Annotated in this window: 7 protein-coding genes and 2 rRNA genes; 4 read left to right on the forward strand and 5 right to left on the reverse strand. The window is 53.2% G+C overall.

What is annotated here, in order from left to right; genetic code table 11:
• From LOC67_RS05885 to LOC67_RS05900, 4 genes are all read left to right on the forward strand, one after another.
• Positions 1 to 81: ribosomal RNA gene (locus LOC67_RS05885) — 23S ribosomal RNA — on the forward strand; the annotation flags it as partial.
• 118 nt (positions 82 to 199) lie between these two features.
• Positions 200 to 308 (forward strand): 5S ribosomal RNA (gene rrf, locus LOC67_RS05890).
• A gap of 726 nt (positions 309 to 1034) precedes the next feature.
• Positions 1035 to 2870: an ATP-binding protein gene (locus LOC67_RS05895; protein ID WP_230261606.1), complete on the forward strand. Its 1836-nt coding sequence runs from the start codon at positions 1035 to 1037 to the stop codon at positions 2868 to 2870.
• Entirely contained in the window at positions 2867 to 3922 is a 1056-nt protein-coding gene (locus tag LOC67_RS05900; protein ID WP_230261607.1) for a hypothetical protein, read from the forward strand. Before LOC67_RS05895 ends, LOC67_RS05900 begins: the two co-directional genes overlap by 4 nt.
• Positions 3923 to 3961: 39 nt before the next feature.
• Here the strand turns inward: LOC67_RS05900 and LOC67_RS05905 are convergent, their stop codons facing one another.
• The 5 genes from LOC67_RS05905 to LOC67_RS05925 all read right to left on the reverse strand — a co-directional run bounded on the left by LOC67_RS05905 (position 3962) and on the right by LOC67_RS05925 (position 13402).
• Entirely contained in the window at positions 3962 to 5317 is a 1356-nt protein-coding gene (locus LOC67_RS05905) for a DUF1501 domain-containing protein (RefSeq protein WP_230261608.1), read from the reverse strand.
• Between the two features lie 4 nt (positions 5318 to 5321).
• Positions 5322 to 7802 (reverse strand): PSD1 and planctomycete cytochrome C domain-containing protein, encoded by a 2481-nt coding sequence (locus tag LOC67_RS05910; RefSeq protein ID WP_230261609.1) that lies wholly within the window; start codon positions 7800 to 7802, stop codon positions 5322 to 5324.
• A gap of 6 nt (positions 7803 to 7808) precedes the next feature.
• Positions 7809 to 9236, reverse strand: coding sequence for a DUF1501 domain-containing protein (locus LOC67_RS05915; protein ID WP_230261610.1), 1428 nt, complete (start codon positions 9234 to 9236; stop codon positions 7809 to 7811).
• Entirely contained in the window at positions 9233 to 12244 is a 3012-nt protein-coding gene (locus LOC67_RS05920) for a PSD1 and planctomycete cytochrome C domain-containing protein (RefSeq protein ID WP_230261611.1), read from the reverse strand. Before LOC67_RS05920 ends, LOC67_RS05915 begins: the two co-directional genes overlap by 4 nt.
• Before the next feature lie 75 nt (positions 12245 to 12319).
• Entirely contained in the window at positions 12320 to 13402 is a 1083-nt protein-coding gene (locus LOC67_RS05925) for a UPF0104 family protein (protein ID WP_230261612.1), read from the reverse strand.
• Positions 13403 to 13596 lie beyond the last annotated feature (194 nt).

Raw genomic sequence — 13596 nt, forward strand, 5'->3', positions numbered from 1 at the left:
GACGACCTGGTTGATAGGCCGGATGTGTAAGCACGGTAACGTGTTAAGCTAACCGGTACTAACGGACGAAGGATTGGCCATCGATATCCCGCACTCATGATTCTGTCATGGTAGCTTCGGATTCAAGCGCTAGTCCCGCAAGGACTGCCATTACCAAACAACCGGCGGCATGCTGGGCGAAATATCTCTCATGCCGTCTTTTGGCGACCATATCGGAAAGGTCCCACCTGTTCCCATCCCGAACACAGTAGTTAAGCTTTCCGAGCCGATGATAGTGCACACCAGCGTGAAAGTAGGTCTCGCCATTTTTTTAAAAGCTCTTTGGTTGATTCAACCAAAGGGCTTTTTTAATGCGGTGATCGGAACCAGACCGATCGGACTGATTGTTGATCCGACCGATCAGTCAGATCCGTCTAATTCAGGATCGGTCCAATCTGTCCGATCCGTCGAATCGGTCGGCGATCTACAGCGTCAATGTTCGTTGCCACTGGGGGAAGTGTCCCGCTTCGCGCACAGCTAGCCGCTGCTTGGCTAGCTACAGACCGATCGGACTGATTTGTCGGATCCGACGGATTCTTGATCCGACCGATCGGTCAGATCTGTCTAATTCAGGATCGGTCCAATCTGTCCGATCCGTCGAATCGGTCGGCGATCTACAGCGTCAATGTTCGTTGCCACTGGGGGAAGTGTCCCGCTTCGCGCACAGCTAGCCGCTGCTTGGCTAGCTACAGACCGATCGGACTGATTTGTCGGATCCGACGGATTCTTGATCCGACCGATCGGTCAGATCTGTCTAATTCAGGATCGCTCCAATCTGTCCGATCCGTCGAATCGGTCCTGGGACTTCGCAGTTCTTGCGTCGGTTACACCTCAACGTTTTCCGATCAAACCCCAACATTCTGAACATCTCGCACCCGTCACTGATACAGCAGCTTTTACGCCGTGGAATCACCTCCACGTAGTTGCGGGGGGCTAACACAGTCCCATCTTTCGAGCGAACGTACGATCCATCGGTTCCCTCAAGGATTGGACTCATGTCAGCGTCTAAATCATCCGCCAAATTTGATCTCCACCTTCCTGGCCTGCTCAAGGTCCTTGCCGAACACCTGTATTCCGATCGACGCGTCGGTCTTCGTGAGTTGTTGCAGAACGCACATGATTCGTGCAGCCGGCGTCGGATCGAAGCTGCGGATGGCTTCAAACAGCGGATCCACGTTAGCGTTGATCGTGAGAATGACGTTTTACAGATCGATGACAATGGTTGTGGCTTAACCGAATCCGAGATCGTCAACTACCTTGCCACAATCGGACGCGGCTACACGCGTGAACTCCGCGAAGAATCGGCGTTAACCGACCCTGAAAGCTACCGCGAATTGATCGGGCAGTTTGGGCTGGGGTTCTTGAGCGCTTTCCTAATTGCTTCCGAAGTTGAAGTTCACACTCTGTCGTTTCAGTCAGCAAGCAAACCGATGATTTGGCGGAGTTGTGGCGATGAAACGTACGACCTTCTTGACGGTCACCGCGAAACGATCGGCACCACGATTCGCTTGAAATGCAAACCTTCGATGCGTTTCTTGCTTAAGGAAGACGCGTTGATGGATCTTGTGCAAATGTATTGCGATATGTTGCCGGTTCCGATCTACGTTGGGCACCGTCGCTACCCGATCAATCGACAGCACGCTCCATGGGCAAGCGATGACTTCGAAACTGCCTGGCACGATTTTGTCGAATCACATCCACGAGCTGGTGATGCTTTGTGGAAATTCCAATTGGAAGACTGGTGCTTAGATCTTGGACACGATTCCGTCCAGATTCCATTGTCTGGTGTGGTGTACGTCCCGTCGCGATCAACGGTTTCTCTGAATGAATTTGGCGATGCCAGCGTCTACATTCGGAATATGTTCATCACGGACAGTAACCGATCGCTACTTCCAAGTTGGGCAAGGTTTCTGCGAGCGTATATCGAATCGCCGATGCTTCAACCAACGGCATCACGCGAAGACATTCACGAAGACGAGAATTTTGAACTCGTCCAACAGGCGATTGAACAGCAATTGCTACAAGCGATCCGGCAACTTTGCGAAGAAGACATTCGACGCTGGAATTTAATTGTCGATTGTCATACGGATCTAATCATGGGCTGGGCGGCTAACTGTGATGACTTTTTCGACCACATCGCGGACTGCATCCAGCTACGTACCACGCGCGGCATGATGACAGTCGAGCAGTACCGGGCGGAATGCCCCGGTGGAAAGATTTACTACGAGACAACTCGCTCGCCGAGCTTCTTCGAACAGGTTTTGCTTGAAGGCCAAGCCAAGCCGGTCATCGACGCCACTTGGTTTGGCGTTCTGCCATTCCTGCATGAATACGCACGGCGTGATCCGACGATCCATTTGGTACGGACCGATTCGGATTTGCACACGCTCATGCGTGATGTGCCGACGGATCACTTCAGTGACCTATTGGCAGAATTCAAAAGGATCTGCCCTAAAACTCGTTTGGCCGAATTCCAACCCAGTGCCATCCCGGCTGTTTTTCTCTACAGCGAACACGCGGAATTTATTGCCGAATCGGAGGAAGCGTTGTCCAAAGACCAACTTTTTCCGGGAGTGGCAGACGCGATTTCGAGCATTGTCGAAAGCTTGATGGAATCGGGAGAGTCAACTGAAGGAATCCTGACTCTGAATGCGAACAGCCCTCTGGTCCGTCAATTGGCCGATTCGGCGCGGGACGGAACTTTGGAGCGACCGTACTGTGAGCTTCTCTGCGAGATGGCCAAATTATTCAGCGGCCGAATGATGGACGCCAGAAAAATCATCCAGTCCTTTGACACGTTCAGCGGTGCCATCATGGAGATTGTCAAATGAGCGTCTGGGATTGGTATCAGAACCATGCGGAACGACTGGAACAGAATCCAGATGCGAACGCGACCGACTGGATCATGTTTGAATTGTTTGCCGAGGCTACCGAAGCGGAAGATCCGGCGATCAAACTGATTTACTACCGCGAAGCGAAAGATTCCGCCTTGGCTTGTGGTGACAAGGCATTTGCGCTTTGGTGTGACGCATGGATCGGCATGGAAACCTGCTCGGCAGGTCTCTATGGAGAATCCTTGCAGGGATTAATGAAAGCTGCCGTCGAAGCAAGGCGGTCGGAATACGATGGGTTGCCGCAACAAATCATGGTCAACGTGTTGACCATCGACAGGATGGGCGACATCGATCCGCATGGCTACCTAAACGAAATCGAGAAGGGCGTCGAATACCTCGAATCGATTTGTAAAGAGGAACCTGAACACGGCTGCGTGTACTGGTCCAATATGGCATCGGTTTACACCGAAATCGGTCTCTATGACCAAGCCGCATCAGCGGTCGAACGGTTACTTCATTCAGTTCAACGATACCCGGGATATGACTACTATAGTTCTGCTTGTATGCGCATGGCGGTTTTGCAATCGTGCTTGGGCCAATGGCAAGCGGTTGCTGACCTCGCTGCAGAGGGCCTTCGAAATCCGCCGAAGCCTTCGGCGCATGTGACACTCGTTTTGGCTCGCGCTAGAGCGTTGCTACATTTCGGAGACGTCGATGCGGCGCAAGCGGCTTTCCGGCAATGCGGAGGTCCGCTATCACGTTGCCACCCGTCGTCACTGAACTACGACTTCATTGCGGCTTTTCAAGAAGAAGCAGGGCACATTGATGATGCCATCACCGTTCGCGAAAACCAATATCGCGATACCGAAGGCAAAGGCAGGTTCTGGGAACGATCCAAAAGCAGCTTAGAACTCACGCGGCTTTACACCGCAAAGGGCGAATCCCGAAAAGCCGAGTATTGGGCTGAACAGACTCGTCAATCCAGCAAAGATCTGCGCAGCCCAAAACCGCTTCTGTCAGCGGTCAACGAAATTGCTGAACAACTCTGAAAGCACTGTAAAATGTGAATTCGAACTTTGCGCAATCCGCTAAGCGATCAAGTCGTTGATGATGTTCCCATGGACGTCCGTCAAACGAAAATCACGACCGGCATGACGGAAGGTCAATTTTTCGTGATCCATGCCGAGCTGATTTAGGACCGTCGCGTGGAGGTCATGAACTTCGACCGGGTTTTCGACAGTGTATTTACCGATCTCATCGGTAACGCCGTGAACGTGGCCCCCTTTAAACCCGCCTCCTGCAAGCCACACGCTGAAGCAATCGCGGTGGTGACCGCGACCGTTCTTTCCTTCTTTGGTTGGTGTTCGTCCGAACTCGGTCGCCCATATAACGATCGTTTCATCCAGCATGCCCCGTTGCCGCAGGTCTTTGATCAATGCAGCTGTGGGCTGATCGACATTGCCAGCCAAGCTTTTGTGCTCATTCATTTCGCCATGACTGTCCCAGTTCGGCCGTGAACCGGTATCAATCAGTTCCACGAATCGCACGCCACGCTCGACCAGTCGCCTTGCGACAAGGCATTGCCAACCGAAGTCGCCGCCGGGACCTTTCGTTTTACGATCCAGTCCATACAGCTTGCGAACGTGCTCTGGTTCACTCTCGATATCAAACGCCTCCGGCGCTGCAGCTTGCATGCGGAATGCTGTTTCAAAGGATTTCATTCTAGCGGCGAGTGCTGAATCGGCCGGCCGATCCGCCAAGTGTTTCTGATTCAGTTGTCGAGCAAAATCAATTTCCAACTCCTGCAACCTGCCGCTGCGTCCAGGCGGTTGAAGATTGGCGATGGGATCTTTTCCGGGGATGACTCGCGTGCCTTGGTGAAATGCCGGAAGAAAGTCGCTCGCATAAACTTGAGTTCCGCCGTAGGGCAAATGCGGCGCGATCACGATAAAGCTGGGAAGATCTTGATTGAAACTTCCAAGCCCGTAGCTAACCCATGACCCCATACTGGGACGCGCAAACGTCGGCGAGCCGGTGTGCATGCCTAGGGTGGCTTCACTGTGATCAAAATGGGATGCCTTCATCGAACGAATCAGGCAGATTTCGTCCATGACATCGCGCACATGTGGAAAGAGGTCGCTGACCATCGTTCCGCACTTCTTATTGGGTTGGGCACCAAACAAATTCCCCATCAAACGATCTTTACCGCTTCCATCACGACCGTTGCTGGTCGACTTTGGATCGAAGGTATCGATATGCGATACACCGCCGGTCGCGTAGATAAAGATGACGCTTTTCGCTTTCGCTGGAAAATGCGACTCGCGAGGCGCCAACGGATTCGAGGGTTCATCAGCGAGCAGTTGTGACAGAATTCCTGGCATCAGCAACGAACTGCCAACCATGGATCGCAACATCGTCCGTCGATTGTTTTGAAAACTCAGCATGCATTTAGTCCAGGTAAAGAAATTCGTTCAATCGAAACATCCCACGCACGACGCTTGCCCAGGCTAGCAGTTCTCTTTCATCAACATCGGTTGCCAAATCAGCTGACTTGCCGCTTTGTTGTTCATCGATTGCAGTCGTCGCTTGGCGAATATGCTGGGCAACCAGCTCGCGTTCCGCTTCGGACGGTTGTCGAGCGAGAACCTTTTTGAACATCGCAGTTGTTCTTTGCTTCTGTTCCGCCACCTCGCTGATCAATTGCTTCGCGAATGCGATTGACTGTTCATGGAGAAACTCGTCATTGAAAAAATAGAGTGCCTGCAGTGATGTGACTGACTGATCACGTTGCCCCGTGCAAACGTTCGGATCGGCCCCATCGAAGGTTTGTAAATAGGTCCCGACCGTCAGACGCTTTGTCATTTGATAGACGCTGCGTTTGTGGTTTGGATAGTCACCTTTGAACGGGTGATGCTGTGTGAACTCCCACGCCGTTTTGTCAGGGAAGGGGTAGGGCTCATTTTGCGGAACGGGGTCTAGCTGACCGGACAGAACCAACAGGGTGTCTCGAAGTGATTCCGCATCGAGCCGTTGCCGATTGAATCTCCAGAACAAACGATTGTTGGGATCTGTCTTCGCGTTGGCTTCGTCTCCGATACTGCTGATTTGGTAAACACGACTGTTCATCATCGATCGATGAAGTTGCTTTAGAGAGTACCCGCTGTTGATAAACTCTGTCGCGAGATAGTCCAGCAATTCTGGATGAGATGGTAGATCGCCACGCAGTCCGAAATCATTGGTCGATGCGACCAAGCCGGTCCCGAAATGCTTTTGCCAAACTCGATTGACGAAAACTCTTGCAAACAACGGGTTATCAACGGCAGTGATCCACTGTGCCAATTCCAGGCGTCCGCTGGAAGACTTCGCAGCTTCCGGATCTAAAACCTGCCCTCCCAATACACTGGGAAAGGCCCGCCCAACGGCCCCGCCTGGGCGAGTCGGTTCACCTTTGATTTGAATCCTGGCGTCAGTTGGCGTGGCCTCCGATACCGCATAAGCACTTGGATAGTCAGGAATCTTCTTTAAGTGTCCTGCCAGCTTCTCGCCCGCGTGTCGAGCCTTAATCAACATGCCGTCAAGCTGCTCTCGCATCTGACGCTTTTCATCGATCGAACAATCCTTTTCACGTTCGGCATTGACCAGTGCCTGATCACGGCAACGTTCCAGTTGTTTTTTCAATTCCTTGGTCAGTTGGTCCGTCTTGCCTTGATATTCCGCCAGATGCTTTTTCGTCGCTTCGTCATCCATCAAGCTGACGAAGTTCTGTTGTGTTTGAAACAACTCGATCCCGGGAAACGGATACTGGGTACTGGCAAAGAAACCATACAGTCCGTAGTACTCACGGGTCGTGACGGGATCGAACTTATGATCGTGACAACGGGCGCACGAGATCGTCATTCCCAGCATCGTTCGACCAACGTTGTCGATCGTATCCTCGATGGTCAGATGCCAAGGATACCGTTCGACCAACGATCCGAAACGTCTTGCCATCGCGATGTAGCCCGTTGCGATCGTTTGACGGTTGCGTTGTTCCTGAGTATCCGCTGGCATCAGATCACCAGCCAACTGTTCGGCAACAAACTGATCGTACGGGACATCTCGATTCAGTGAATCGATAATGTAGTTTCGGTACAGGTAGGCTTGCGGGATTGGATAATCCGAATTGTCACCAGCCGTATCGGCGTAGCGAACCCAATCCATCCAATGCCTCCCCCAACGTTCGCCATAGCTTGGGCTGGCAAGCAACCGTTCGATCAATTGCGAAAACGCATTTTTCAGTCCGTCTTGCTTGACCGAATTTTCGAATTGATCGACCTCTGCCGGCGTAGGCGGGAAGCCCGTCAGGTCATACGTTGCCCGTCGAAGCAACACGATTGGATCCGCATCTGCGGCAACGGACAGCCCTGCTTTTTGACGACGTGCGGCGACCAAACGATCGATGTCTGTCGATGCCCACCCGGTTTCATCGACGGGAATCGCAACCTGCTGCCGAGGCTGGAACGCCCAATGTGATGTCGCTTCGTCTTCCGAATCCTCCGACGCTTGCTTAGGCCAATCAGCTCCGGAGCGAATCCATTGACGAAGGGATTCGATTTCTTCACCGGTAAGCTTTGGCCCATCCGGTGGCATTCGATCGTCTTCGCTATCGGAATTTACCCGTCTGATCAACTCACTAGCTTTAGGATCACCGCTGACGATGGGTGCCTTTCCGGAATCGACTTCGGCTGACAACGCCGAAGCGTGATCCAGGCGAAGCCCACCGTTTTGGTCATCCGCCGAGTGACATTCGACGCAATGTTCTTCAAACAGCGGTGCGATGCGGCCTTCGAAGTCGAACGCTTCTTTTGCGTCTGATGCTGACGCCATCGACGACGCGACGCCGCACACCATGATCGAAAGCCATAACGAGCGCAGATCGAGATTGCACATCAAGCTTTATCCCACCAATTTTTTGACAACATGTCCATGCACATCAGTCAGCCTAAAGTCTCGCCCAGCATAATTGAATGTAAGCCGCTCATGGTTGATCCCAAGCTGATGCAGAATCGTTGCTTGAATGTCATGGACATGGACGGGGTCTTCGGTCGGATGGAATCCCAGTTCATCAGTTTGGCCGATCGTCTGTCCTGGCTTAACTCCGCCTCCGGCCATCCACATCGTGTAGGCCTGTGGATGGTGATCGCGGCCGAGTGTCCTTCCCAGTGCGGCGCTAGCTTCGACCATTGGCGTCCGCCCAAATTCGCCACCCCAAACAACCAACGTGTCCTCCAACATCCCAAGCCGCTTTAAGTCTTTCAGTAGTGCCGCACAGCCTTGGTCGGTCTGTTTACATTGACCTTTCAAGCCACCTTCGACATTACTGTGATGATCCCATCCGGCGTGGTAAAGCTGTACAAAACGAACACCACGTTCAACCAAGCGTCGCGCGAGCAAGCAGTTCTTGGCGAAGGATCCGTTGTCTTGGCGAGATATGCCGTACATTGACAGAGTTTCGTCCGTTTCATCGGCAAAATCCATCAACTCGGGTGCACGTGCCTGCATCCGGTAAGCCATTTCGTAAGACTCGATCCGGGAATGAATCGCATCAATTTTTAGATTATCGAGTCTTCGCTGATTCAGTTTCGACAGAAGATCCAAAGTCGCACGCTGAGAATCATTCGAAATGCCCTGTGGATTCGCCACGTGCAAAATCGGATCGCCGCTCGCCCTAAAGGGAACGCCTTGGTGTTCGCCAGGCAAAAAACCGTTGCTCCACATCGCGGCACCGCCGGAAAGGTTTCCGCCACTTTTGAGCACCACGAATCCTGGCAAGTCGTTCGTCTCGCTTCCCAACCCATACGTTAGCCAAGATCCCATTGCGGGTCGTCCTGGCAAACCGCTACCCGTGTTCACAAGAATCTGTGCCGGAGCGTGATTGAACTGGTCGGTATGGACGCTGCGGATGAACGCGACATCATCGACGACTTCCGATAGATACGGCATGACTTCGGATACCTGAGCACCGGATTCGCCATGTTGTGAAAACTTAAACCGAGGCGACAGAACGGCGGCATTGGGCTGAATGAACGCATAGCGTTGCCCCGCAATCACCGATGGTGGGATCGGCTTCCCTTCAAGTTCAACAAGCTTGGGCTTATAGTCAAACAGGTCCAATTGACTGGGAGCCCCAGCCATGAACAGATAAATCACTCGTTTGGCTTTTGCAGCGTGATGAAGGCCCGATTGGCTTGCCGCCGGATCAGCGGGAACTTCACGAGCGACCAAATCGGATGCCAACATCGAAGCGAGCGAAATTTTGCCCAGTCCGATGCCACAAGCTTGAAAGAGTTGCCGTCTGGTTTGTTCTTTTAAGTGATCGTTCATGGCGTTGTAATTGCCTCATCCAAGTTCATTAGCACACGAGCGACGAGCATCCAGGGCGACGGATGATCAGCTTGAGACTGATAGAATTGCAAAATCGACTCAACCTCTTGTTCCATCGGTTCTCGAGCGAGCACTCGCCGAAACATGCGACGGATCACCGTTCTGGGTTCAACATCATCTGAAGCACAGTCACGAAGGGTTTGATCGGCCAAGGCCTCCGCGATTTCGATGTACATCGCGTCGTTGAGCAACGTCAATGCTTGAAGGGGCGTCGTGCTACGATCACGCTTGGCTAAACACACTTCGCCCGATGGTCCATCAAAGGTTGCGAACGCGGCAAAGGGCGCGGTTCGTTTGCTGAACGTATACAACGATCGACGATACCGATCCGCACCCTTTGAAACCGGCCAGGCTGGTTTGCCATAGGCAATTTCCGACACCGCTTGTGGCTGCGGCGGACGCACGCTGGGACCGCCGATTTCAGCGGTCAGCAATCCTGATGCGGAAAGGAACGCGTCTCGGATACGTTCGGCGTCGTAGCGTCGGTAAGGAAAGGAGGACAGCAATCGATTGTTAGGATCAGATTGCGGCGGAGCCTCCACTGCCTGTCGATAGGTTGCCGACAGCACAATCTCGCGATGCAAACGCTTGATCGACCAGTTCCATCCGCTCGCTGATCGATCGCGAAGACGAACAGCGAGATAGTCCAACAACTGGGGATGCGTTGGGGATTCACTTTGAGTCCCAAAGTCACCCGACGTTTTGACGATCCCGGTTCCGAAAAATTCTCGCCAGGCTCGGTTTGCCGTTACACGTCCGACAAGCGGATTGGCATCGCTAACCAACCACTGTGCCAATCCCAAACGATCACTTGGCTGCTCGTCTGCTTCATTGGACAAGAACATTGGGACTGCAGGCTGAACGGCTTCTTTGGCCTGCAAGTACTCGCCACGATGATGTCGGTGAGTCAGTCGAGGATTATCGCTAGGGCGTTCATCAAGCACCATCGTTCTGATTTCCGACGGCATCGATCGCCGAAGCTGAGTGATTGGCTTTCGGTGTTCGGACATCGATTCATCCGAACGCAGGTACTCGATCGCTAAACCAGTAATTTGATTCTGTGAATGACCGTCCAAATCGACCTTGCCCGATGAAGCGGCTACGAAAGCCTGCTGTAAATCCACGGGCAGAGCCGAGGCTTTGGGAACCGAATCCGTTGTCACCGAAATTCGAAAATGTCCTAGGCCTGCAACGTAGTGGCGTTCAAACAACAGCTCCACAGTCCACGGCTGGTCCAAGCTGGCTGGCTTTGCCAATGGGATCACCAGCCGATGCGATTGCCCGCTATCACCGGGAATGGACCATCCGGTCGACCCGTCATCATCGAAGACATTGCCCGGATAGGTTTTACCGTTTCCGGCATCAGCGTTTGGGACCGACGTTGAGCCGACAGCGAGGTCTACCGTTTTATCGCCAAGCTTGACATCCACTTCGCTGAGGAAAAAGTCGCCGCGGCGGCCTTCATAAAAAGCGAGCCCCGGACCGTTCGCTGGCAGCGTCGGATGTGCGAGTGCTTCGATACGAATGGCGGTGACAGCATCGCCATCGACCGGTGGCATCGTCAACGTATAAACATCGCGTTTGGTCGCGTCCCCCGATGCTAACACCGAACCGTCTTCGAGGACTTGCAGTCGCGGCATTGTGGACTGCATCGATCGGGGTGAAACAGTCTTCCATTGGTTTAGTTCGCCGAGCTGTCGTTCTGCCCAGGAGCGAAAACCATTGAACAAGTCGTCGTTCTTGTTTTCGCCAAGCAGTTCTCGCTGAACCACTTCATGTTCCAATGCGTTAGCCTGCTGTTCGATCGCCTCGCGTTTCTTTACTAATGTTTGCGAATCCGCGTTCATCTCCGGTTCGTCAGCGTTGTTCATCAGCGCCATCAACGCGTAGTAGTCCGTATGTGTAATCGGATCAAACTTATGTGTATGGCACTGGGCACATCCGGTGGTCAATCCCATCCAAACCGTTCCCGTTGTCGCCACCCGATCCACCATCGCATAAAAGCGATACTCCAAGGGATCGATGCCGCCTTCTTCGTTCAGCATCGTATTGCGGTGAAAGCCCGTGGCAATTTTCTGTTGCTGGGTTGGGTTGTCGAGCATATCACCGGCAAGCTGTTCGATCGAAAACTGATCAAAGGGCAGATCTCGGTTCATCGATTGGATCACCCAGTCACGATAAGGCCAAATCGTGCGTGGACGGTCTTTCTCATAACCGTTGGTATCGCTGTAGCGAGCCAGGTCCAACCAAGATCGAGCCCAGCGTTCGCCATAGCGAGGCGATTCAATCAATCGATCTACCAAGCGCTCGTACGCATCGGGACGGTCATCGGCGAGAAATCGGTCTACCGCTTCAACACTTGGAACGGTTCCTAACAAGTCCATGTGAACTCGTCGAATCAAAGCGGCTCGATCGGCTTCCCGGCTAGGTTTCAAAGATGCCGCTTCCAGTTTCGCCAACACAAACCGATCAATCGGATTGCGGCACCACTGCACGTTGTCGACTGCAGGGATTGACGGAAGGGCTGGTGTTACAAACGACCAATGTTGGTTGTAGACCGCTCCCGATTGAATCCATTGACGGATCGTCTGGATGTCCGCTTCCTTTAGCGGTGGATGGCTTTCTGCCGGCGGCATCCTCAGATCATCATCATCGGAAGTGATCCGGATGAGCAATTCACTTTCGTCAGGATGATTCAGATCGATCGCTTGATAGCCGCCCAAATCGCGGCGTGATCCGTCCTGGGTATCTAGCCGCAAGTCAGCAGCACGTGTTTCTTCGTCAGGTCCATGACAAGCGTAGCAATGCTTCGCCAAGATCGGACGAATGTCACGATTGAAATCCGGTGAGGCGCCCTCGGCTTTTACAAAGCCAACAGGAACCAGAACAAACCAAACACCAAACAACGCTGGTGCGATCGCCAATCGATGGCGGGGCAAGAAAGACATTGCGGCGGGGGGTGATAGGCGGGAGGTTGCGTTGCCTCCATGATACCCAATCAGTGACCCGGACGCCGTCGGAACCTATGTGTGCTTTTCCGAATCGTTTGCAATTTGTTTCGGCTCGCCTTCCTGTGAAAGGTCTGCTTCTGTCGACGCTTGCGAATCCGTCAGTTCAGCTTGACCGGGGGAAGCAGACTTGGTGTCAACGGCTGGGTCAACGGCTAACGCCCCAGCCTCAGCGACCAGCTCTAGCTCCGCAGAGTTAGTCGCCTGCTTCGCCGCCAGTGCACCGCTATGAATTTCGTGTCCGACCAAACAGGTCATTCCGGCAAGCAGAGGCAACCAGTAATAAAGGATCCGAAAAATCAAAACGGATGCCAAAACCGAGTCACCCACAGAACCTTTCAGAAGCGCCAGCAAAATGACCTCCAGTACACCTAGCCCACCAGGGACTTGGGTCATCATTGCGACACCAATGGCAACCAAGAATGCGGCGAGCACTTGGGCAAACGGAACCATCGAATCGCCAGGTAGCACCAAGTACAGCGCCGTTGCCGAAATCAGCAGGTCAGTTGCCGCTACCGATGCTTGGACAAACATCAACCCAGGACTCGGCGGTCGTAGATGCAACTCGCCGATCGGCCAAGGCTTTCGCCAAACAAAACAGACCAGGGAATAACCGAACGCTAACGACAACAAAATCCAGCCGAGAGTCTGCGTTCCGAATGGCAAATTCACGTCAGCAGGAAGCTGCAATGGCACCCAAACCAAAACCATCCCGCCTAGGAACCACCAACCGCTCCAGAACGTCAGCCCGACAACCGAAATTAGCGCCAGGATCTGCCCCGGTGATAATCCCCACTGGGAGTAAAACCGAAAGCGGATCGGAGCCCCCGCCAGCAACGTTCCCAGGTTATTGCCGAGCGAAAATCCCGAGATCGAAACCAACAACACACGCCGCAGCGGCAGACTCCGTGCGACATAGCGCAGCGCTAAAATGTCGTAAGCCGTCAGCATGATGTAGTTCAGCGTGACCAGAAACGCGGCGATCACGATCTGACTTGCGGGAACGCCGGTAAACCCGCGTTTGAATTCTTCCCAAGTCAACTGCCGCGCTTCGTTGACGAGCAATCGCAGCGCCAACAGAAACAACAGGGCAGCCATCACTGGCCCGATGTACTTTCGGATTCGTTTAGTGACCAAGGAATCAAGCCCGGGCGGTGAGACAGAGAGCAAGGAACAGGGGGAACAGGGGGCAGTGAACTAAGATCGAGTGACTTAAAGACAGTAAATCAAAGGCAGTGAACTTCGGATGGTTCGCGTACAAACACACTTGCGTACAAAACATTCGCATACAA

It is taken from the genome of Stieleria sp. JC731 (genome assembly GCF_020966635.1).
Lineage (GTDB): Bacteria > Planctomycetota > Planctomycetia > Pirellulales > Pirellulaceae > Stieleria.